The organism is Streptomyces changchenzhani (assembly GCF_039766235.1).
In the GTDB taxonomy this organism is placed as follows: Bacteria; Actinomycetota; Actinomycetes; order Streptomycetales; family Streptomycetaceae; genus Streptomyces.
This window is the reverse complement of sequence record NZ_JBDHNH010000016.1, coordinates 29,796-52,212: the sequence shown is the minus strand read 5'-3', so window position 1 is coordinate 52,212 and position 22,417 is coordinate 29,796. Positions and strand designations below refer to the sequence as shown.

The window sequence follows — 22,417 nt, the reverse complement described above, 5'->3', positions numbered from 1 at the left end:
GAGCCCCTTCACAAGCACTCCGACCACTTCTGCTACACTGCGCCGCTCACGTGGCACAGGTCATGGTCCCGCAGGGGAACCACCACACCTGACGGGACGTTGGAAACCCCCTGTGAGCTGGCGCCTCACGGTCTTCCGAGGGGTGAACCACCGGCCCTGTTCACAGGTACGCAACACGCCCGCCCCGTCCGATAAACGAGCGGCGCGCACCTGTCAGGCAACCCGCCGGGCCCCAGTCGTCCGAATGGGGGCCCGAGGGCCCCCATTCCTTGTGAAGAACTTCACGAAGTTCGCCGACGGGTGTCCCGCAGGTTGCCCCCGGGACTCCCCCAGGGCTTCCTCGGAGGTCCTTCAGAGGTCCCTCAGGGCTTCCCGAGCCGCCCTCGGCCGACCCCCCGTCAGGCGATGGACCAGCCGATCCCGTCGAGGATGTCGTGCTCGCTGACGACCACTTCCCCGGCCCCCACCCGCTCCATGATCGCGAGCAGTACGAGCGCGCCCGACGCGATGACGTCCACCCGCCCCGGGTGCATGACGGGGATCGCGGCCCGCTCCGCGTGGGTCGAGGTCAGCAGCATGCCGGTGATCTCCTTGACCCGCTCGTAGGAGATCCGCGAGTGGTGGATGGCCGACGGGTCGTACGTGTCGAGGCCCAGCGCGATGGCCGCGACCGTCGTCACCGACCCCGCGAGCCCGACCAGGGTGCGGGCATCGCCGAGCGGCACCAGTTCCTCGGCGCGGTCCAGCGCGGCCTTGATGTCGGCGCGGATCGCGGTGATCTGGCCGAGGGTGGGCGGGTCCGACGTGACCCCGTCATGGACGAGGTGGCGCTCGGTCATCCGTACGCAGCCGATGTCGACCGAGCGGGCGGCCCGCACCCGGTCGTCGCCGACGACGAACTCCGTGGAGCCGCCGCCGATGTCCACCACGAGGTACGGCTTGGGCAGGTCGGCGCGGCCCGTGAGCTCCTTGGTGGCTCCGGTGAAGGAGAGCTCGGCCTCCTGGTCGCCGGTGATCACCTCGGGCTCGACGCCCAGGATGTCGAGGACGCCGCGGACGAAGTCGTCACGGTTCTCGGCGTCGCGCGATGCGGAGGTCGCGACGAAGCGGACCTTCTCGGCGCCGTGCGCCTTGATGGCCCGCGCGTACTCCCGGCAGGCGGCGAAGGTGCGCTCCAGCGCCTCGGGGGCGAGGCGTCCGGTGCGGTCGACGTCCTGGCCGAGGCGCACGATCTGCATCCGGCGGTCGATGTCGACCAGCTCGCCGGTGGCCGGGTCGGCGTCCGCGATCAGCAGGCGGATGGAGTTCGTACCGCAGTCGATCGCCGCGACGCGGGTCATGCCTGCGCCTTGTCGGTGCAGGGCGTCACGCACGGGCCCTTGGCCCACCAGTCGGCGGGCAGCTTCGCGATGGCCTCGTCGCCGAGCGGGTTCACGCCGGGTCCGGCGGCCAGCGAGTGGCCGACCAGGACGTGCAGGCACTTCACCCGGTCCGGCATGCCGCCCGCGCTCGGGAAGCCCTCCAGGACCTCGATGAGGTCGCGGCGCCCGATGTAGTCCTCGTGGGCCGCGCGGTAGGCGGCGGCCAGCTCGGGGTCCTCGGCGAGCCGGGCCGTCATGTCCTTCATGAGGCCGTCGGCCTCCAGCGTGCCGATCGCGGACGCGGCGCGCGGGCACGTCAGGTAATACAGAGTCGGGAACGGCGTGCCGTCCTCAAGCCGCGGGGCCGTCTCGACCACGTCGGGCAGGCCGCACGGGCAGCGGTGCGCGATGGCACGCAGGCCCCGCGGCGGGCGGCCGAGCTGGAGCTTGAACGCGGCGATGTCCGCCTCGGTGGGCTCGGTGCGCGGGGTGGTCGGGGGTGCGGCTTCCATGCGGCTTTCGTGCCTTCGTGTTCGTGGTTCGCGTGCGTGGTGGTGGTGTTACGGCTGCTGGTCCGGGCGGTCGGCCTCGTCCACGCCGTCCCAGAAGTTGTCGTACCAGGGGCGGTCGGCCGCGCCGTCGTCGGTGCGGCGCTTGTCGCGCGCGTCGGGGTCGAAGACGGTGTAGCCCGTCTCCCCCGGCTTCACCAGGTGCAGGTGCTCCCGGGCGAGACGCTCGACGTACGCGTCGTCCTGAAGGCGGGCCTTCTCGTCGCGCAGTTCCTCGACCCGGCCGCCGGCCTCGCGCATCCGCTGCTGCTCCTGGGCAATCTCGCCGCGCTGCGACACGTACTGCCGCATCGGATAGGCGAGCGCCACGATCAGTGAACAGAGCACAAGCACAAGCAGCGCGGCCCGGCCGGTGAGCCGGGAGCGCCGGGCCTGGCGGCGGTTCTGGGAGCGGTAGACGCGGGCGGCGGTCTGCTCACCGAGCAGCTTGAGCCTGGTCGCGGTGGAGAACCGGTCCCGGTTCTTCCCAGCCATGGCCTCGTCTCCCCTTTACGCAGGCGTACGCACGCCCACGCACGGACGTCCCCGGACACGGTACGGGACCGAGTGCGGGGACGTACGTACGACAGGGCGGTCGGCCCCGGATACTGCCTACTGCCTGCTCTCTACTGCCTACGCGGTGCGGAAGCGCGGGAACGCGCTGCGGCCTGCGTAGACCGCGGCGTCGTCGAGGATCTCCTCGATGCGCAGCAGCTGGTTGTACTTGGCGACACGGTCCGAACGGGCCGGGGCTCCGGTCTTGATCTGGCCGCAGTTCACCGCGACCGCGAGGTCGGCGATGGTGACGTCCTCGGTCTCGCCGGAGCGGTGGCTCATCATGCACTTGAAGCCGCTGCGCTGGGCCAGCTCGACGGCGTCCAGCGTCTCGGTGAGCGAGCCGATCTGGTTGACCTTGACGAGGAGCGCGTTGGCCGAGCCCTCGTCGATGCCGCGCGCGATGCGCTCCGGGTTGGTGACGAAGAGGTCGTCGCCGACGATCTGGACCTTGGAGCCCAGCTTGTCGGTGAGGACCTTCCAGCCCGCCCAGTCGTCCTCGTACAGCGGGTCCTCGATGGAGACCATCGGGTACGCGGCGACGAGCTCCTCGTAGTACTCGGTCATCTCGGCGGCCGAGCGGGACTTGCCCTCGAACTCGTACTTGCCGTCCTTGTAGAACTCGGAGGCGGCGACGTCGAGCGCGAGCGCGATCTGCTCGCCGGGGATGTAACCGGCCTGCGTGATGGCCTCAAGGATGAGGTCGAGCGCGGCGCGGTTGGACTCCAGGTTCGGGGCGAAGCCGCCCTCGTCGCCGAGGCCGGTGGACAGACCCTTGGTCTTCAGCACCTTCTTGAGGGTGTGGTAGACCTCGGCGCCCCAGCGCAGCGCCTCCGAGAAGGACTCCGCGCCGATCGGCGCGATCATGAACTCCTGAATGTCCACGTTGGAGTCAGCGTGCGACCCACCGTTGAGGATGTTCATCATCGGGACGGGCAGCAGGTGCGCGTTCGGACCGCCGAGGTAGCGGAAGAGCGGCAGGTCGGACGCCTCGGAAGCGGCGTGCGCGACGGCGAGCGAGACACCGAGGATGGCGTTCGCGCCGAGCGAGCCCTTGTTCTCGGTGGCGTCCAGGTCGAACATGGCCTGGTCGATCAGGCGCTGCTCGGTGGCGTCGTAGCCGACGAGCTCCGGGCCGATCTGCTCGATGACGGCGAGGACTGCCTTCTCGACGCCCTTGCCGTGGTACCGGTTCGGGTCACCGTCGCGAAGTTCGATGGCCTCGAACGCACCGGTGGAAGCACCGGAAGGAACAGCAGCACGACCGGTGCTGCCGTCGTCGAGGCCGACCTCGACCTCGACCGTGGGATTGCCTCGGGAGTCCAGGATTTCCCGGGCTACGACGACGTCGATGGACGGCACGAGAGCATCTCCTTATGGGGTGTGACGCTAGGGGTGCAGGGTCACTTTGGCCTTGCGACAAGAGCCTAACCGGCCCGGGGGCATCGGCCAGCCGATCGCCCGTTCCCTGGGACAAGAACGCGCACTTGTCAGGGCAAATAATGACGAAACCCCGGCCCGGCGCGTACGGGGGAGAACGCGCCGGGCCGGGGTGGTTCTGTGGGGCGAGCCTCTCAGCCGCTCAGCTGCTCAGCTTCGAGCTCACTTGAGGTGCAGCTGCTGGCCCGGGTAGATGACATCGGCGTCGGTGACGATGTCCTTGTTCAGCTCGAAGACCTTGGCCCAGCCGCCCTTGACCTTCTCGGCCTTGGCGATCTTGCCGAGGGTGTCGCCGGACTTGACCTTGTACTCGCCGTCGCCCTTCTTGATCGGGGCGGCGGCCTTGGTCTCGGCCTTCGGCGCGGTGCGGACCTCGCTGCGCGAGGCGGGCTGCTCGGCCTGGCGCGGGGCGGCCTGCTCCTGCTGCGGCTCGGCCTGCTTCTGCGAGCCGGAGGTGTCGACGTTCGGGTCCACACCGTCGTTGGTGAGGCCACCGGCGCCGGCGCAGGCCCAGGCGCCCGGGCCCTGGATGTCGAGAAGACGCTCGGCAGCGGCGATCTGCTGGCTCTTGGAGGCCTGGGCGGCGCTCGCGGCGTACTGCGTACCGCCCGCGGCGGCCCAGCTGGACGGCGAGAACTGCAGGCCGCCCGAGTAACCGTTGCCGGTGTCGATGGACCAGTTGCCGCCGGACTCGCACTGGGCGACGGCGTCCCACGTCTCGACGGAGGCCGCCGAGGCAGAGGTCGCACCCAGCAGCGGGGCGGCGATGACAGCGCCGCTGACGCCGGCGAGCGCGGCAACGCGGGTGGCCTTGGACGGGCGACGGTGCTTGGCCTTGCTGGAAAACAGCATGTGACATCTCCTCACCGACGCCTACGAGGTGAGCTGTCGGGTTCGGGCCAAGTGAGTGCCCGGCTGCACGTACTGGTGCGCAGCTTTACCCCTAGCCGGTTCCGGTTCGTCTCTCGACGGCCGGGCCCGGCGCTTACCTGGGTCCCCCGCTCCTGCCTACGGCGCTTTACGCGTCGGTTCCCCCCGACCGACGGCAGGATTCGGCGTGACGGTCGACGGGGCCCGCGGTGGCGAGCGGTCCGACCGTAAACACACGACTCCCTGATGTCCAAAGGCGAACATCAGGGAGATACCGCCCTTACCTGCTTCTACGGCAAGGGCATCCGTGCAGGTCAGAGGTGACGCGAGGAGGGCTCCTCGGTGGAACACACCAGTTGGGGCAAAGAGACCCTTGTCTCACCAGCTCCAAACTGGGACATTCAACCGCGAACTACCCCTACTTCGCGGTCAGATCGAGGCTCTGGCCAGGGCGGATGAGGTCCGCGTCGGAGCCGACAACGTTCTCGTTCGCCTCGTAGATCGCCGACCAGCCGCCGGACACGTCGTGCGTGTCGGCGATGGTCCAGAGGCTGTCACCGGACTGGACGACGTACTCGCCGTCCGCGTCACGTACCGATCCGTCACCTCGTGAGGCATGACGGCCTGATTCGCGAGATTCATCCGTATTTCCGGTGGACGCTTCGGCGCTCTTGCCGGGCTCGGCGGCCTTGCCGCCGCGGTGCTTGCCCTGGGTAGCGCCCTCGTCGGCGGTGGGCGTCGCGGACTTCTCCGCGGGCGTACGAGGGGTCTGGGAGGGCGTCTCGGACGCGGGGGGCTCGGTCGGGTCGGCAGGCTTGGCGGAGTCGTCCGCCTCCGGCTTCGCCGATCCTTCCGCCGATCCTTCCGCCGATCCCTCTGTTCCCTCGGACTCGTCGGCCTTGGTCGAGTCGGGCGCCTCGGACGGCGTCGGCGCGGTGGTCGCCCCGTCGCCCGGCGCGGCGTTGTCGCCCTTCGCCAGGCCCGAGATCACCGAGCAGCTGGGCCAGGCCTGCGGACCCTGGTCGGCGAACACCTTCTCCGCGACCTGGATCTGCTGCGAGCGGCTGGCGAGGTCGGCGCGCGGCGCGTACGCCGTACCGCCGAAGTCCTTCCAGGTGTCCTGCGAGAACTGGAGCCCGCCGTAGTACCCGTTGCCGAGGTCGGCGCTCCACATGCCGCCGCTCTCGCATTCGGCGACCCGGTCCCAGGTGGCCGCCTCGGCCGCGCCTGCGCTGGTGGCGCCGAGCAGTGGGATGGCGATGGCGGAGCCGGCGACTCCCACCGCTACAACGAGGGCCGGAGCCTGACGCGGGCGGCGATGCCGGCCGTTCGCGGAGAGCATGCAGTTGCCTTTCGAGTGACGGCTGAGATGACGGTGAACGTAGCCGTACTCGAACGTTTGTTACAAGTCGATGCAGCAGAGATCACGTGAAGGTCTCAACATTGACGTTCCGTCACTCCCGTTTCATCCCGAACTCGACCGGAAGCGTGCGCAGTCCGCGCATGATGAGTCCCCCACGCCACCGCAAATCATCATGATCCACCGCAAGCTGTAGGTCAGGAAGGCGCCGCAGCAGCGTCGCGAGAGCCGTCTGCCCCTCCAGCCGCGCGAGCGGCGCGCCGAGGCAGTAGTGGATGCCGTGCCCGTACCCGAGGTGCTGGTTGTCGGTCCGTGAGAGGTCCAGCGTGTCCGGGTCGCTGAACCGCTCCGGGTCGCGGTCGGCGGCTGCGAGCACGACCAGTACGGGGTCGCCCGCGGCGATGTCCTCGCCGCCCAGCGTCAGCGCCTCGGTGGCGTACCGCCAGGTCGCGAGCTCCACCGGGCCGTCGTAGCGCAGGAGTTCCTCGACGCCGGTGGCAAGGAGCTCCGTATCGCCCTCGGCCAGGGCGCGCTGGAGCCGCTCGCGCTGAACGGGATTGCGCAGCAGCGCGTATACACCGTTGCCAATGAGGTTGACCGTCGTCTCGAAGCCCGCGAAGAGGAGGATGAAGGCCATCGCCGCGACCTCGTTCTCCGTCAGATGCTCACCGTGGTCACTCGCCCGGATCAGACCCGAGATCAGGTCGTCGCCCGGTTCTTCCCTTTTACGGTGGATCAGTTCGGCCAGGTAGTTACGCATCTTCTTCACCGACCGTGCGACGCCGCCGCGCGGGCCGCCACCGTGCCGGATCATCATCCCGGCCCAGTCGCGGAAGTCGTCCTGGTCCTCGCGCGGCACACCGAGCAGGTCGCAGATCGCATAGATGGGGAGCGGGAAGGCGAAGTCGTGGATGAGGTCGGCCTCACCCTTCTCCACGAAGGCGTCGATGAGCTGGTCCGTCAGCTCCTGCACGCGCGGCGCGAACGCGGCCACCGTGCGCGGTGTGAACGCCTTCGCCACCAGCCGCCGCAGCCGGGTGTGGTCCGGCGGGTCGATGTTCAGCAGATGCGTCATCAGGTCGGCCTTGCGCTCTCCGGGGATGCCGGTCTTCCCCTTGGAGTGCGCGGACCCGGTGTGGTTGGCCGGGTTCTTGGAGAGCCGCTGGTCGGCGAGCGCGTGGCGCGCGTCGGCGTACCGCGTCACCAGCCAGGCCTCGACCCCGCTGGGCAGCGTCGTGCGGTGCACGGGGGCGTGCTCGCGCAGCCAGGCGTAGGCGGGGTACGGGTCGGTGGCGAACTCCCAGGTGAAGAGTTCGGGCGCGGACGCGGGGAGGTTCTGCTGGTGCGGCACGCCGTCGACCGTATCGGGCGCGCGACGCAGGTCCGACCCGGGCGCCACTCGGGCCCCGCGGCTGCCCGAACTGGGCGCCATACGGACCCTGCGCGGGCCCGACCCGGGCGCCACCCGGACCCCGCGCCGCCCCGGCCCCGCGTGGGACCGGGGGCGGGTCGAGTCCCTACTCGGCCGCGCGGATCGCGTCCCAGTACGTGCGGGCCGCGGCGCGCAGGGCGGCTTCCGGGTCGGTGCCGGCTGCCTCTGCTCGTACCGCCATGGCCAGCAGCTCGTATCCGATGCCCTCGCCCTTCGGGAGCGCGATGTCCAGGCCCGCCTGGCGTACTCGTGAGGACAGCTTCGCCGCCAGGGCCAGGCCCGGCTGGCCGAGGGGGACGCCGTCGGTGATCGAGTCGCGCTGCTTCTCCTCCGCCTTCGTGCGGAACCAGTGCTCCTTCACGTCCTCGGGGGTCTCGGCGGTCTCGTCGCCGAAGACATGCGGGTGGCGGTGGATGAGCTTGTCGATGAGGGTCGCCGCGACATCGTCGATCGAGAAGGGCTCGTCCTCTTCCGCCGGGCCGCCCTCCTGCGCGATGCGGGCGTGGAAGACGACCTGGAGCAGTACGTCGCCGAGCTCCTCGCGCAGCTCGTCGCGGTCGCCGTCCTCGATCGCCTCGACCAGCTCGTACGCCTCCTCAATGCCGTACTTCGCGAGGCCCTTGTGGGTCTGCTGGGACGACCACGGGCAGGCGACACGGATCTGGTCCATGACCTGGACCAGATCGAGGAGGCGGGCGCCGGGGAGGTCGTACGAGCCGGGGAGCAGCTCCAGGTCGGGCATCTGGATGCGACCGGACCCGGCCAGCCGGGAGATGCCGTCGGTCAGCGCCTGGTCGCCCTCGCCGGAGGGCAGCACCACGACGGTCCGGCCGCCCGCGCACGCGTCGACCAGCTCCTGCGCGGTGGGCGTCAGGTGCTCGACGGTGACTCCCGCCTCGCGCAGATACGGCAGCTGCGGGTGGCCCGCGTCGGCGCACAGCACCCGGTCGGCGGCGTGCAGCGTCTGCCAGGCGGGCCAGGACAGCAGTCCGGGCGCGACGCGGTGGCTGGCGGTGAGAAGGACGATGCGGCCGGGGGCGACGGCGGGTGGTGGTGTCTCGGTGGTCACCCGTCGAAACTACCTCGACCCTATGACAGTCCCCCTACGCGCCCGGCTGCTGGCCTTCAGGGGGCGCTGCGGCTTTTTCCTTGGTGACCTGGGTGATCCACGGGGCCTTGTAGTCGCCGAGTTGCATCTTCTTGTCGTCCCAGGTGCCGTAGCGCGGGTTGACGTCGATGTTCAGCGCCTTGGACGCGGCGACGAAGGCGGCATTCACCTTCTGCTGGCCCTCGGGGGTGTTGCCCGCGCCGATCGCCGCGGCGAGCTTGCCCACCAGGACGTCCCTGCGGATGGCGTCGTCGATCTGGTCCGGGGCGATGCCGCGCTGCTGGAGGTACGTCGCGGCGAGCTGCTCCGCGCCGCCCGACTGCTGCGCCGCGCTCGCGCGGGCCGCCTGGATCTCCTTGCGGGTCACGCCCGTGCCCGCGTCGTCCGCGGCGCGCTGCACGATCTGGTCGACGATCAGGTCGTAGAGCTTGGCGCGGCCGAGCTGACCGGTCGTGCCGATGAGCTGGGCGGACTGCGGGGACGTCTGCTGGGCCTTGCGTACGTCCTTGACCTGCGACTGGAGCGCGGAGACGTCGATGCGGTCACCGCCGACGACGGCTGCCGCCCCAGGGTGCGCCTCATTGCCGCAGGCGGCGAGGAACGGCGCCGCGACCAGCAGTGCGGCGGAGACGGAGAGCGCGGTGCGACGGCGGCGGTGCAAAGGGGGCCTCCCGGCGGTGATCGTGCGGCAGTGCAACGAACGACCTTGCGATGATCGATGTTAGGCAGTCGGAGTGGTCCGGGCCACTGATTCGCCCAACGATTCGCTCGTGTTCGTGGATGCGCTGTTCTGCGTTGTGCCGCTGAGCATGATCGTGCGGGAGAGAACGAAGGTGATCGGGATCGCGGCGGACGCGGCGATCAGTGGGGCGTACGTGCTGCCGTAGTGCAGGACGTCCACCAGAAGGTAGACGCCGCTGGTGGTGATCACGAAGTTCGCCGCGTTGGTGAGCGGGAACAGCAGGAACTTCCGCCAGGTGGGCCGGGTGTTGTACGTGAAGCGGCAGTTGAGGAAGAACGAGCCCGTCATGCTGATCCCGAAGGCGACGACGTGCGCGACGACGTACGGCAGCCACGGCAGGAGCAGCAGGTAGCACCCGTAGTACGTACCGGTGTTGATCACTCCCACCAGGGCGAACCTGATCAGCTGGCGGATTACCGGCGCGCGGGTCGCCTCCTGCGGAGTCGTCGGGGGGCGGGTCATCGGTGGACGAGCTCCCTGTTCTGCGGCTGCGAGGCACCGCCGGGTGCGCCGTCAATATTGGTTTCCTGCACCAGGAAATGCGGGCGGCGCTTCACCTCGTAATAGATGCGCCCGACATATTCGCCGACAACTCCGATCATCATCATCTGCACTCCGGCGAGCGCGGTGAGGGCGACCAGGAGTGTCACATAGCCGGGGGTTTCCACGCCGTTCACGAGGGTGACACCGACAATCCATGTCGAGTACGCCATGGCGATGGTGAGGAGCACGATGCCGAGATAGAGCGCGGCCCGCAGTGGTTTGTCATTGAAGGAGAGCAGACCGTCGAGGCCGTAGTTGAGCAGTTTCGAGAAGCTCCATTTCGAGCGACCCTCCTCGCGCACGGCATTCTCGTACTCGAAGGTGACCGTGGTGAATCCGACCCAGGCGAAGAGGCCCTTGGAGAAACGGTTGTACTCGGTGAGTTCGAGTACGGCGTCGACACTGCGGCGCGAGAGCATGCGGAAGTCACCGACGCCGTCGACCAGCTCGACGTCGACCAGGCGATTGATGAGCCGGTAGTACGCACGAGCGGTCAGCGTACGCGTGACCCGGTCGCCCTTTCTGGTCCGGCGGGCTATCACCTGGTCGAAGCCCTGCTCGTGCAGGGCCACCATGCGGCGGACCAGCTCGGGCGGGTGCTGGAGGTCGGCGTCCATGATGACGACCGTGTCGCCCGACGCGCTGCGCAGGCCCGCCAGCATGGCCGCCTCCTTGCCGAAGTTGCGGCTGAAGGAGACATAGCGGGTGCGTGGATCGGACCGGGCGATCTCCTGAAGGATCGCGAGCGTACGGTCCTTGCTCCCGTCGTCGACATAGAGCATCTCGATGGGGTGGCCGAGATCGCCGAGTTCCTTGGTGACATGCTCGTGGAAGCGGCCGATGATCTCCTCTTCGTTGAAGCACGGAACGACAATTGAGATGAGCACGGCTCTCCCCGGATCGAAGCAGTCAGGGACTGACAACTCCCCGCAGGTGGCGGGTATCGGGAATTCGAATGAAATGCAGGCGACCGCCGAGTGAACTCGACGGCATTTGTGGGGATTTCCGCCGCGCCGATGTCGGGCCGATGTCACGGAGATCTCTTCTTCCGTCGCATGCTGGCCTATTCGGTATCGCACACAGCAGAAGGTTGTCCATGCCGATCGTGCAAGCGTTCAGAATCCGGGCCGCGGCGCTCGCCGCGCTGATCACCGTGGTCGCCGTGTGCGCCGGTGACGCCGTCGCCCGCAGCTTTCCCTTCGGACCGCGCACCCGCAGCGTCAATGACCTCGGCAATCAGTTTGTGCCGTTCCACGCACACCTGTGGGACCTGCTGCACGGACGCGCGGACGGCGGGGCCCTGCTGAACTGGCAGTCCGGGTACGGGACCAGCTTCCTGGCCGACATCGGTACGTATGTCAGCAGCCCATTCGCCCTGCTGGTCGGGGTCTTCCCGAGGGACGAGATCGACCTGGCGGTGTATGTGATCACCGTCCTGAAGATGGCGGTGGCCGCCGCCGCCATGACCGTGCTGCTGCTCGCGCTGCGCGAGGGCGGCAGCAGGTGGTGGGTCGCGGGTGTGCTGGGGGCGTCGTACGCGCTGTGCGGCTGGGCGGTCGCCGAGGCGATCTACAACCCGATGTGGATGGACGGCCTGATCGCCTTCCCGCTGCTGTGCCTGGTCGGCGAGTGGGCGCGTACGGGCCGCCATCGTGTCCTGGGCCCGGTGCTCGTGGCCCTGGCGTGGGTCGCGAACTTCTACACGGCGTACATGGCGACGCTGGGGGCCGCGCTGGTCCTGGTGCTGCGGCTGCTCGCCGAGGAGGGGTCGGCGGCCGGGGCGCGGGTACGGGCCCTGCGTCGGGCCGCCTGCGCCACCCTGCTCGGCATCGGTCTTGCCGCGCCCGTCCTGGCCGTCGTCTTTCTCGGGTCGACCCATGCCTATCCGGGCTGGGCGCGGGAGTTCACGCCCTCCGGGTGGGCCGATGTGTTCGCCCGGCTGCTCCCTGCGACGTACAGCTTCTTCACGCCCGCCGTGTTCGTCGGCACCGGCGCGCTGCTGCTCGCCTGCACCCTGGTGTTCAACCGGGCCGCGCCGCGCCGCGAGCGGCGGGCCTGGACGCTGCTCGCGGGGGCCGTCGCGGTGTCCATGCAGTGGGGGCCGACCCATCTGGTGTGGCACGTCTTCGCGACACCCAACGGCAGCCCGTACCGGCAGACCTTTGTGCTCGCCGGGATCCTGGTGATCGCCGGGTGGGTATCGGTCTCGTACGGCTGGCCGGGTCGCCGTGCGCTGCTCGGTGGCGGCGGGGTGCTGGTACTGGCCGCGCTGGGCGCGGTGACCAGCGAGCACCTGACCGCCTGGACGTACCCACTGTTCGTGGGCGGGCTCCTGGCGGCCGGCGGCGCGGTGCTGCTCGCGGCGCGGGCCGACCTGCGGGGGCGCCGGATCCTCGGGGTGGCCGCCGCCGTGCTGCTCGTGGGGGCGACGGTGGGGCAGGCCGCCGCGACCACGGCGTACTCCGACCGGCAGCGGCTCGGACGGCTCGACGACTACGCGCCGTGGGGCGAGCGGCAGCGGCTGCAGGCACGGGCGGTGGAGGGGGCGAACGAGTGGCCCGCGTTCCGGACCGAGACCGGGCGTGAACAGAGCACAGGCAACGACCCGTTGGTCGTCGGCGGCCAAGGCGCGTCGTACTACAGCAGCCACACGCCCGACGTCCTCACCCGCACACTCGCCGCGCTCGGCGGAGGCTGGATGTCGGGCGGGCGCGCGGTGCAGAGCCTCGACAACCCGGTGACCGACGCCGTGTTCTCCGTCGGCGCGCGGGTGCACATGCCGCGCGACCCGCACCGGGGCCGTGCACGGCCCGACGACCGCGCGGTGACGGTGACCCGCGCGCCCGCGCCGCCCCTGGTCACCGTGCGCCCGCCCGGCCGCCCACCGCGCTTCGGCGCCTCGCCGTTCCGTAACCAGGAAGCGCTGCTCGGCGCTTCCGTCTATACGCTGCCGCCCACCAGGCAGACCTCAGGGACCTTGCGGGCCGCGTGCCCGGCGGGCAACGAGGTCTTCCTGTGGGCGCCCGACTTCCTCGGGACGGCCCGGCTCGGGACGGCCCGGCTCGGGACGGGTCCGGAGAGCGACCTGCGGGGCGGGCAGCCGGCGCGGCGCGCGGCGATGCAGCCGCTGGGGAAGGCACCCGCCGACGGCCGCGTCGAGATTGCCCTGAAGGCGCCGGCGAAGGATCCGGCGGCCACCGTCGCGGACCTGCCTGCGGGGAGCGTCGGCTGTCTGGACCGGGAGCGGCTGAACTCCGCCGTGGCCGCGCTCACCGCGAGCGGCGCGAGCTCCGTCCGGGTCTCCGACAGCGGTGTACGGGCCGAACTGCCGCCCGGCACCCGGGGAACCGCCGTCTTCGCCATGCCCCGTATCGCGGGCTGGAGTTGCTCCGTGAACGGCTCGGCCACCCGCCCCGCCGACTCCTACCTGGGGCTCGTCGCCGCGCCCTTGGACGGCCGGGCCACCTCACTGGTCTGCGACTTCAGCCCGCCGGGCCTGCGCATCGGCGGGTACGCGGGCGGCTTCTCCCTGCTCGTGCTCGTCGTGGTGGGCGCCTTCCCCCGGGTACTGGCCCGGATCCGTTCGCGTCGCCGCAACAACGACGACACCCACTCTTCATCCGAGGACCATCGGCCCTTCGCTCGCACGACATGAGCTCCGGCGTACGGTCGGCCGCCTGCCCCCCGTACCCAGGACCGAGGCCAGAGGCGAATCCCCATGCCATCTCTACTGAGCAACCGGCTGACGAAGTGGGCCCTGCGCCCCGTCGCCGCGCTTGTGGACCAGCGCATCACCCGCACCACTTCAAAGCTGCGCGGCGATCTCGAAGCAACCCGCAAGGACCTGGCCGAGCTGCGGCGCAAGCAGTACGGGCTCGGCATGCTGCTCGACCGCACCGGGCGCGGCCAGCACCGGATGCCGACGCCCGACCAGATCGACGCGCTCGTACGCGAGGTGGACACCACGACGGGCGCGGACGAGCGGGCCCGCCGCAATGTCACCGTCGCCTACCGCAATGTGGTGGCCCTGGAGGCGCTGGGCGTGGGCCGGATGGCGGGCGGCACCTCCAATGTGTGCGGCAAGCTGGCCACCATTCCGCTGCTCGCGCCGAGGGACGACGACAACACGCTCGATGTGCTGGAAATCGGCACGCTGCACGGCCTGTTCGCCGCCGCGCTGATGCGCATGCTGCACCGGACCGGCATCGAGGCACGGCTGACGATCGTCGACCCGCTCGCCGGCACCCAGTTGCAGCCCGGGACCACCGACTACGAGGAGCCGACGGGCACCCCGGTGCGGGAGGACGTCGTACGGGCCAACTTGGCGCTCGGCGGCGGCCGTTCGGGTGCGGAGGCGCGAATCCGGCAGGGCTTCTCCGGGGATCCCGAGGTGCGCTCCGAGATCTCCGACCGCAAGTACGGCGTGATCGTGGTGGACGGCGACCACTCCTTCGAAGGGGTGCTGGCCGACCTGGAGTGGGCCGAGCTGATCGCCGCGCCCGGCGGGATCGTGGTCCTCGACGACTACGGCGACGGGCGCTGGCCCGGGGTCAAGGACGCGTTCGACAAGCATGTGGCGGGCGGCAGCAGGCTCACGATGGTGGGCCGGGTCGCCACGTCCGCGTTCCTGCGGGCGGGCTGAGCCCTTCGTCCGGGGCTCAGGCCCCGCGCATCTGCCGGTGCCGGTCGAGGGAGCGCCGCACCTCGGTCGGCAGCGGGTGGTACGCGCCGTACACCCGCTCCGCGTCGTACAGCAGGGACTGCAACTGGCCGTGCGCCGCCGTGTGATCTCCCATCGCGAGCAGCAGGTGCGCGATGCGGTTGCGGAGCTCGAAGGCGCGGGCGGTCGTGTCGACCGTGCCGGGCGCGCCGGTCGCGCCGGCCCCGTACTGGTTCTCGTAGTACGGCAGGAGGCTGCGGTACTCCGCGAGGGCCGCGGCAGGTTCACCTAGCTGCTCCAGGCACTGCGCGGCGTCGTAGCGGAACTGGAGCGCCTGCGGGTCGCCTGGCCCCGCGTCGGCGGCCCGGTCGTCGGCGAGGCGCCGCAGCTCGGGCAGGGCGCGGCGGTACTGCCCGTCGTCGAGCAGCGTCGCCGCGTACTGCTTGCGCAGGATGCGTACGACCGGGGAGCGCTCACCGTGCTGCGCGGCGGCGACCGGCAGGATCCCGCCGAGGATGTCCACGGCCTGGGTGATCCGCCCCTCGCCGAGGAGCTGCTTGACCTCGTCGACGGCGCTCGCGATGTCCGGCTGCGCCGGGGTGGGGGTGGGCTGGGCGGCGGGCGGCGCGGTGACCCGGTCGGGCCAGGGGGCGTGCGGGCGCAGGAAGGGGCGGGTCGGGTCGAGCGGGCGCGCCGGCACGGCCTGGGCGGGCGCGGGCAGGAGGGGGACGAGCGACTCGTAGACCTCCTGGGCGGAGGCCGGCCGGTGCTGTGGGTCCTTGGCGAGCAGGCGCAGGACGAGCGCTTCGAGCGGCTGCGGGATCTCGGGACGCAGTTGGCGTACAGGGAGCGGCGGCTCGTACAGATGGCGGTGCAGCACGCCGAGGACGGTCGATCCCGCGAACGGCACATTGCCGCTGAGCAGTTCGTGCAGCACCACACCCAGTGCGTAGAGGTCGGTGTACGGGCCGACGGCGCCGCCCATGGCCTGCTCGGGCGCCATGTAGGCGGGGCTGCCGATGGGTGATCCGGTGTGGGTGAGGCGGGTGGTGTCGGTGTCGATGACGGAGGCGACGCCGAGGTCGAGGACGGTGAGCGTGCCGTCGGGCTTCACCATGACGTTGCGCGGCTTGAGGTCGCGGTGGACGATCGGCACCGCGTGCACGGCGGAGAGCACGGCACACAGCTGGGCGGCGACCGCGACGGCCCACGGCCAGGGGTACGGGTTGTGCGCGGCGATGTGGTCGGCGAGGTCGGATCCGTCGACGTACTGCATGACGAGGTAGAGGTCGTCGCTGTCGCTGCCCGCGTCGTGGACGGTGACCAGGCCCGGGTGGTCGACCTGGGCGGTGACGCGGCACTCGCGCACGAAGCGGCGGCGCATGTCCTCGGCCGCGGTGGCGGCGGCCATCCGGTCGGGGCGCAGCAGCTTCACGGCGACGCGGCGGTCGAGGCGCTGGTCGTACGCCGTCCAGACCTGGCCCATGCCGCCCTGGCCGAGGATGGTGGCGAGCTCGTAACGCCCGGCGATGATCCGCCCGTTCACCGGCCGTCACCGTCGCGGCTGCTGCTGCTGCCTGGGTCGCTGTTGCCACCGTTGCCGTTGCCGCTGCCGCTGTCCTTGCGGAGGTAGTCGCTGAGCTCGTCGAGCTCGGCACGGACCTGGTCGAGGCGCGGGGAGTGCGGGTGCGGGGTCGGTGTCGGTGTCGGTGTCGCCGGGTAGCCGTACGAAGGCTGCCCGGGGACCGGCGTGTTCACGTACGGGTTCAGGGGCGGGCCCGGGTTGTGGGTCTGGTTCGGGACCTGGTTCGGGAGGTGGTTCGAGACCTGGTTCGGGTACGCGCCGTACTGCGGGACCGTGTTGCTGTACGGGCCGTACGGGCCTGGGGCCCCGAGGGCCTGCGGACGCTGGTGGTGCCGGATGTCGAACACCAGGAAGTACACAGCGCTCGCCATGCCGAGCAGCAGCACAAGGACCACGGCGACATCGGTCCTGGGGTCCTTCACGGGCAGCGAACCGGCCACACCGAAGGCGATGAGGGACACGGGGAGACTCCCCCAGGCGAGCACCCAGTCGAACCCCTTGCCGCGCAGGAGCGCGATCCTGAACAGCGGCACGCAGGACAGCAGGCCGCAACTCAGCGCCCCGCAGAGGGTGAACAACACCCGCAGGCCGATGACGACACCCTCGTTACGGGCGGGCGGCGCGGCGCCGGAGCCGTGCATGGCTGCTCCTGGAAGACCTGGTGGGACGGGAACGGGGACGTGAGGGGAACGCGAACCGGACACGGGCCCGGACCTGGACGACGAAGCGCGAGCGAACGCACTACGAGCGTATACACCGACACCGACAACGGGCCCTGGGTTGTACGGAACCGATGTGGCTCAGCTCACTGTCGGCCCGATCGGGACGTACGCGTCGCGACACGCGCCACAGGCCCTCAGAGGCCGACCGGCGCCTCGGTGGGTCCGCCGCCCGCGGGCAGCCGCTCGTCGGGGCAGCCCGAAAGCACCCGCTTCATGGCGTCCCGCTCGGCGCCGGTCACCCACAGCTCGTACTTCTTCTTCACCGCGACCTGCCGGGCCACATACGTGCAGCGGTACGCCTTGTTGCCGGGCAGCCAGGTCGCCGTATCGCCGTCGCTCTTGCGGCGGTTGGCGGAGGAGTCGACGGCCAGCAGGTTCAGCGGGTCGTTGGCGAACGCGACGCGCTTGCTCCGGTCCCACTGCTGGGCGCCCTTCTGCCAGGCGTCGGAGAGCGCGACGAGGTGGTCGATGTCGACCTTGCTGCGCCCGCGCACGTACTCCACGCGCCGCCCGGTGTACGGGTCGTCCGTGAGCGTGCCGGACACGACCTCGCAGTCCCCGCCCCTGACCCCGGCCTTGAAGCGCTCGCCGGTGAGATCCCGCTTCAGTATGTCGTCGCGGGTACCGCACCCGTTGTCGTCGGCGTCGGCCCAGGCCCGGCCGAACTCCTCGCGCTCGTAACCGGTCTTGGGTGCCCGCCCCTTGACGGTGAGCTTCTGCGCGGCGGCCGGCGCGGACCCGGGTTTGCCCGCCGGTCCTGCGCCCTGACCGCTCGACCCGCCGCTCCCGTCACCGACGCCACCCACCCCGCCCTCGGTGCAGCCGGTGACGGCCAGGGCGGCGGTGAGCAACGCGACGGGAGCGGCTTTTCTGAGCGTACGTATCAAGGCGGGCCGTCCTGACGGAGGGGGTGGCTGGCTCCCAGGATCCTACGGGCGGTCACTTCTCCTACCGGGCAGGTCACGTTCAGACAGCGACGAGGTCGAACTTCCGGCCGAGCGTCGCCGCATACGCGTCGAGGTCTGTGGGGTCGGAGGTGACCACTGTGTCCGTGTGATGCAGAACCGCGGTCAGGACGACCAGTGCATCGACCGCGTCCGGCCGCTTCTTCGGCGGCAGGTCGGCCTGGCCCAGCATCCATCCCACGCGGCGGTAGTCGTTCTCGGTGTAGTCCAGGGACACCTGGCACTGCTTGAGGAACTCGGCCAGGGCGTACTGTCGGGCCCCGCCCCGCCACACCTGCGCCAGCACCGGACCGGGAACCACGGGCGTGACCCCGGTGGCCCGCCATGCCCGGTGAAGATACCGGAGCTTCGCACTGCCGCGCTCCAAGGCGATCATCGCACCGCTGTCGTAGACGACGTAAGCCGTCATGCGGAGCGCCGCATTTTGCCGAAGAATCGCTCCAGCACGGCGTCCGCCTCCGCCTTCTCCCCCGGCGTCAACGGCTCGGGCTCGGGCCAGATCGCCGCGTCGGCAGCCGCGTAGGCCGCATTGGTCGCCGCATCGGCGTCGCGGAACGTCTTCGTTATGGCTTCGTCCTGCTCGACCGAGGCGATCACCCGGGCCTCGATGTACGCGGACAACGTGACACCGGCGCGCTCGGCCGCCCGGCGAAGCCTGTCGGCGTCCGCCGGGTCGATGGTGAATGTCACGCGTGTCTTCGCCATGGTCCGAAGGTAACACGACGTATGAACATGTGCCATTGTCCCTGTTCCGGCGTCACGACCCCAGAATCGTGGTGAGGAACTCCCCCGTCCAGCGCAGCAGTTCGCGGCCCACCACCGGCTTGCCGCCCATCGTGGCCGGCGCCGGGCGCGGGACCATGATCTGGCGGGTGGCGGGCTTCATGATCGTTCGCGGGTGCAGGCGCTTGAGGCGCAGCTCCTGGGATTCGCGCAGCTCCACCGGGCCGAAGCGGATGTTGCTGCCCGCGAGGGTGATGTCCGAGACGCCGCAGGCGCGGGCCAGCATGCGCAGTCCGGCCACCAGGAGCAGGTTCTCGACGGGCTCGGGGAGTTTGCCGTAGCGGTCGGTCAGCTCCTCGCGTACCGCCTTGATGTCCTCCTCCGAGTTGGCGGCGGCGATCGAACGGTAGGCCTGGAGGCGCAGGCGCTCGCCCGGGGCGTAGTCGTGCGGGACATGCGCGTCCACCGGGAGCTCGATCTTGACCTCAAGCGGCGGCTCCTCCTGCTCGCCGCCCTCGACCGCGGCCCGGTAGTCGGCGACGGCCTCGCCGACCATGCGGATGTACAGGTCGAAGCCGACGCCCGCGATGTGGCCGGACTGCTCGCCGCCCAGCAGGTTGCCCGCGCCGCGGATCTCCAGGTCCTTCATCGCGACGTACATACCGGCGCCCATCTCGGTGTGCTGGGCGATCGTCGCGAGGCGCTCGTGGGCGGTCTCGGTGAGGGGCTTCTCCGGCGGGTACAGGAAGTACGCGTAACCGCGCTCGCGGCCCCGGCCGACGCGGCCGCGCAGCTGGTGGAGCTGGGACAGGCCGAAGTTGTCGCCGCGCTCGACGATCAGGGTGTTGGCGTTGGAGATGTCGATGCCCGATTCGACGATCGTCGTGGAGACGAGGACGTCGAACTTCTTCTCCCAGAAGTCGACGACGACCTGCTCCAGCGCGCTCTCGCCCATCTGCCCGTGCGCCGTGGCGATGCGCGCCTCCGGGACGATCTCGCGCAGCTTGGCCGCGGCCCGGTCGATCGACTCGACGCGGTTGTGAATGTAGAAGACCTGGCCCTCGCGCAGCAGTTCACGCCGTACGGCGGCGCCGATCTGCTTCTGCTCGTACGGTCCCACGAAGGTGAGGACGGGGTGCCGCTCCTCCGGCGGGGTGGTGATCGTCGACATCTCGCGGATGCCGGTGACCGCCATTTCGAGCGTGCGGGGGATGGGCGTGGCGGACATCGTCAGGACGTCGACGTTGGCGCGGAGCTTCTTCAGCTGCTCCTTGTGCTCCACGCCGAAGCGCTGCTCCTCGTCGACGATGACCAGGCCCAGGTCCTTGAACTTGGTCTCCGAGGAGAACAGCCGGTGCGTGCCGATCACCAGGTCGACCGAGCCCTCCCTGAGACCCTCCAGGGTTGCCTTCGCCTCCGCGTCCGACTGGAAGCGGCTGAGGGCCTTCACCACGACGGGGAACTGCGCGTACCGCTCGGCGAACGTCCCGATGTGCTGCTGCACCAGGAGCGTCGTCGGGACCAGGACCGCGACCTGCTTTCCGTCCTGGACGGCCTTGAACGCGGCGCGGACCGCGATCTCCGTCTTGCCGTAGCCGACGTCGCCGCAGATCAGGCGGTCCATGGGGATGGATTTCTCCATGTCCTCCTTCACCTCGGCGATGGTGGTCAGCTGGTCGGGCGTCTCGACGTACGGGAAGGCGTCCTCCAGCTCGCGCTGCCACGGGGTGTCGGGGCCGAAGGTGTGGCCGGGGGCCGCCATGCGCGCCGAGTAGAGCTTGATCAGGTCGGCGGCGATCTCCTTGACGGCCTTCTTGGCGCGCGCCTTGGTCTTCGTCCAGTCCGCGCCGCCGAGGCGGTGCAGGGTCGGGGCCTCGCCGCCGACGTACTTGGTGACCTGCTCCAGCTGGTCGGTGGGGATGTAGAGCCGGTCGCCGGGCTGGCCGCGCTTCGCGGGGGCGTACTCGACGAGGAGGTATTCGCGGGTGGCGCCCTGAACCGTGCGCTGCACCATCTCGACGTAACGGCCGACGCCGTGCTGCTCGTGGACGATGTAGTCGTCGGCCTGCAGGGTCAGCGGGTCGATGCTCTTGCGGCGGCGGGCCGGCATCCGGCCCAGCTCCTTGCTGGCGGTGCGCTGGCCGGTGAGGTCCGTCTCGGTGAGGACGGCCAGCTTGAGGCCGGGGTCGACGAAGCCGTAGTCGATCATGCCGCAGGAGACATGCACGACGGACGGGGTGACCTCGGTCAGCTCCGCGTCGAGGCGGGCGGCGATGCCTTCGCCGCCGAGGACCTCCACGGTCCGGGCGGCGGGGCCGTGCCCCTCCGTCACATAGACCGCGCGCCAGCCGTCGGCCAGCCAGCCCTTGGTGTCGGCGAGCGCGCGGGCGGTGTCGCCGCGGTAGGTCTCGGGGGCGTGCATGCCCAGCTTGATCGTGTCGTCCGACAGCTCCTCGTCGGCGGCGAACGGCGCGAGGGACCACCACATCATCTCCAGCTCGCGCGCCCGGTCCCGGACATCGGCGATCCCCCGCAGCGACGCCGCGTCGACGTCGATCGGGGCGTCGCCGCCGCCCGCGGTGGCCGCCCACGACGCCTGGAGGAACTCCTGCGAGGTCGCCACCAGGTCGGCCGCCCTGGTCCTGACCCGCTCGGGGTCGCAGACCACGGCCATCGAGCCCCTGGGCAGGACGTCGATCAGCAGCTCCATGTCGTCGACGAGGACCGGCGCGAGGGACTCCATGCCCTCGACCGCGATGCCCTCGGCGATCTTGCCGAGCAGCTCACCCAGCTCCGGGTGGGCCTCGGCGAGGGCCGCCGCCCTCTCCCGTACGTCGTCGGTCAGCAGCAGCTCGCGGCAGGGCGGCGCCCACAGCCCGTGCTCGGCTACTTCGAGGGAGCGCTGGTCGGCCACCTTGAAGTAGCGGATCTCCTCGATGTCGTCGCCCCAGAACTCCACCCTCAGGGGGTGCTCCTCGGTCGGCGGGAACACGTCGAGGATGCCGCCGCGAACCGCGAACTCGCCGCGCTTCTCGACCAGTTCGACCCGGGAGTACGCCGCCGCCGCGAGCGCCTCGGTGACCTCGCCCAGATCCGCGCTCGCCCCGGAGCGCAAGGACACGGGAACCAGGTCGCCAAGCCCCTTGACCTGCGGCTGGAGCACCGACCGCACGGGCGCCACGACCACGCTGATCGGGCCCGCCGACGGGTCGTCCTCGATGGGGTGCGCGAGGCGCCGCAGCACCGCGAGGCGGCGGCCCACCGTGTCGCTGCGCGGCGAGAGCCGCTCGTGCGGCAGCGTCTCCCACGACGGGTACTCCACGACGCCGTCCTCCGGCAGCAGCGTGCGCAGCGCCGCCGCCAGGTCCTCGGCCTCCCGGCCGGTCGCGGTCACGGCGAGCACGGTCCGGCCCGTGTCGCGGGCGAGCGCGGCCACCGCGAAGGGGCGGGCGCCGGGCGGGCCGACGAGGTCGACGTGCATGCGGTTGCCGTCGGTGGCGGCCTTCACCGCTTCGGCGAGCGCCGGGTCTCTTACAACGGCGTCCAGCAGACCGTGCAGGCTCATGAAGGGTTTCCGTCCGGGGTGACAGCAGTGGGGTGGGATGGAGTGCGTGGAGTGGGATGGGGTGGAGTGGAGTGGCTGTGGGGTGGCAGTGACTGGGCGGGCAACGCGAAGGGCCCGACACGTCTCACGGGCCGGGGCGGATTCCAGCGTACGACTCCCCTACGACACTCGCGCCCGCATTGCCCACCACGAAGATCGGCCGGGCACTCCCCAGGGGGGCGCGGGCCCTTGGGCACGC

Annotated in this window: 19 protein-coding genes and 1 riboswitch; of the genes, 2 read left to right on the top strand and 17 right to left on the bottom strand. The window is 70.6% G+C overall.

Annotated features, from left to right (window positions below; translation table 11 throughout):
- Positions 1–398 precede the first annotated feature (398 nt).
- The 11 genes from ABCR94_RS34930 to ABCR94_RS34880 all read right to left on the bottom strand — a co-directional run bounded on the left by ABCR94_RS34930 (position 399) and on the right by ABCR94_RS34880 (position 10,846).
- The gene (locus ABCR94_RS34930; RefSeq protein WP_347125059.1) at positions 399–1,340 is read right to left on the bottom strand and encodes a Ppx/GppA phosphatase family protein; all 942 of its coding nucleotides are present in this window, start codon (positions 1,338–1,340) and stop codon (positions 399–401) included.
- On the bottom strand, positions 1,337–1,873 hold the full coding sequence (locus tag ABCR94_RS34925; protein WP_347125057.1) for a DUF501 domain-containing protein: 537 nt from the start codon (positions 1,871–1,873) through the stop codon (positions 1,337–1,339). The genes ABCR94_RS34930 and ABCR94_RS34925 overlap by 4 nt, the downstream gene beginning before the upstream one ends.
- 48 nt (positions 1,874–1,921) lie before the next feature.
- Positions 1,922–2,404, bottom strand: coding sequence for an FtsB family cell division protein (locus ABCR94_RS34920; protein ID WP_347125056.1), 483 nt, complete (start codon positions 2,402–2,404; stop codon positions 1,922–1,924).
- Between the two features lie 138 nt (positions 2,405–2,542).
- Positions 2,543–3,826 carry a phosphopyruvate hydratase gene (eno, locus tag ABCR94_RS34915; RefSeq protein ID WP_347125054.1) on the bottom strand — a complete coding sequence of 428 codons (1,284 nt, stop codon included), beginning with the start codon at positions 3,824–3,826 and terminating at the stop codon, positions 2,543–2,545.
- Between the two features lie 240 nt (positions 3,827–4,066).
- Entirely contained in the window at positions 4,067–4,756 is a 690-nt protein-coding gene (locus ABCR94_RS34910; RefSeq protein WP_347125052.1) for a LysM peptidoglycan-binding domain-containing protein, read from the bottom strand.
- 3 nt (positions 4,757–4,759) lie between these two features.
- Positions 4,760–4,930, bottom strand: a riboswitch (cyclic di-AMP (ydaO/yuaA leader).
- A 262-nt stretch (positions 4,931–5,192) separates the two neighbouring features.
- Entirely contained in the window at positions 5,193–6,116 is a 924-nt protein-coding gene (locus ABCR94_RS34905) for a transglycosylase family protein (RefSeq protein ID WP_347125051.1), read from the bottom strand.
- A gap of 112 nt (positions 6,117–6,228) precedes the next feature.
- Entirely contained in the window at positions 6,229–7,566 is a 1,338-nt protein-coding gene (locus ABCR94_RS34900) for a cytochrome P450 family protein (protein ID WP_521978506.1), read from the bottom strand.
- An 85-nt stretch (positions 7,567–7,651) separates the two neighbouring features.
- Entirely contained in the window at positions 7,652–8,635 is a 984-nt protein-coding gene (locus tag ABCR94_RS34895) for a nucleoside triphosphate pyrophosphohydrolase (protein ID WP_347125049.1), read from the bottom strand.
- Positions 8,636–8,669: 34 nt separating this feature from the next.
- On the bottom strand, positions 8,670–9,335 hold the full coding sequence (locus tag ABCR94_RS34890) for a SurA N-terminal domain-containing protein (protein ID WP_347125048.1): 666 nt from the start codon (positions 9,333–9,335) through the stop codon (positions 8,670–8,672).
- A 60-nt stretch (positions 9,336–9,395) separates the two neighbouring features.
- Positions 9,396–9,878 (bottom strand): GtrA family protein, encoded by a 483-nt coding sequence (locus ABCR94_RS34885; protein WP_347125046.1) that lies wholly within the window; start codon positions 9,876–9,878, stop codon positions 9,396–9,398.
- Positions 9,875–10,846: a glycosyltransferase family 2 protein gene (locus tag ABCR94_RS34880; RefSeq protein WP_347125044.1), complete on the bottom strand. Its 972-nt coding sequence runs from the start codon at positions 10,844–10,846 to the stop codon at positions 9,875–9,877. The genes ABCR94_RS34885 and ABCR94_RS34880 overlap by 4 nt, the downstream gene beginning before the upstream one ends.
- A gap of 209 nt (positions 10,847–11,055) precedes the next feature.
- On the opposite strand from ABCR94_RS34880, the gene ABCR94_RS34875 reads away from it, so the two are divergent.
- Both ABCR94_RS34875 and ABCR94_RS34870 read left to right on the top strand, forming a co-directional pair.
- Positions 11,056–13,614, top strand: coding sequence for a YfhO family protein (locus ABCR94_RS34875; protein WP_347125042.1), 2,559 nt, complete (start codon positions 11,056–11,058; stop codon positions 13,612–13,614).
- Positions 13,615–13,677: 63 nt separating this feature from the next.
- Complete coding sequence (locus ABCR94_RS34870; RefSeq protein ID WP_347125040.1) at positions 13,678–14,601, top strand: class I SAM-dependent methyltransferase; 924 nt, start codon at positions 13,678–13,680, stop codon at positions 14,599–14,601.
- 16 nt (positions 14,602–14,617) lie between these two features.
- On the opposite strand, the gene ABCR94_RS34865 is transcribed toward ABCR94_RS34870, so the two are convergent.
- The 6 genes from ABCR94_RS34865 to mfd all read right to left on the bottom strand — a co-directional run bounded on the left by ABCR94_RS34865 (position 14,618) and on the right by mfd (position 22,179).
- On the bottom strand, positions 14,618–16,165 hold the full coding sequence (locus tag ABCR94_RS34865; protein ID WP_347125039.1) for a serine/threonine-protein kinase: 1,548 nt from the start codon (positions 16,163–16,165) through the stop codon (positions 14,618–14,620).
- Entirely contained in the window at positions 16,162–16,845 is a 684-nt protein-coding gene (locus tag ABCR94_RS34860) for a hypothetical protein (protein ID WP_347125038.1), read from the bottom strand. The genes ABCR94_RS34865 and ABCR94_RS34860 overlap by 4 nt, the downstream gene beginning before the upstream one ends.
- 215 nt (positions 16,846–17,060) lie before the next feature.
- On the bottom strand, positions 17,061–17,813 hold the full coding sequence (locus ABCR94_RS34855) for an HNH endonuclease family protein (protein WP_521978502.1): 753 nt from the start codon (positions 17,811–17,813) through the stop codon (positions 17,061–17,063).
- A gap of 79 nt (positions 17,814–17,892) precedes the next feature.
- Entirely contained in the window at positions 17,893–18,300 is a 408-nt protein-coding gene (locus tag ABCR94_RS34850; protein WP_347125036.1) for a hypothetical protein, read from the bottom strand.
- Complete coding sequence (locus tag ABCR94_RS34845; RefSeq protein WP_347125035.1) at positions 18,297–18,596, bottom strand: hypothetical protein; 300 nt, start codon at positions 18,594–18,596, stop codon at positions 18,297–18,299. Before ABCR94_RS34845 ends, ABCR94_RS34850 begins: the two co-directional genes overlap by 4 nt.
- A gap of 52 nt (positions 18,597–18,648) precedes the next feature.
- The gene (gene mfd, locus ABCR94_RS34840) at positions 18,649–22,179 is read right to left on the bottom strand and encodes a transcription-repair coupling factor (RefSeq protein WP_347125033.1); all 3,531 of its coding nucleotides are present in this window, start codon (positions 22,177–22,179) and stop codon (positions 18,649–18,651) included.
- Positions 22,180–22,417: the final 238 nt, after the last annotated feature.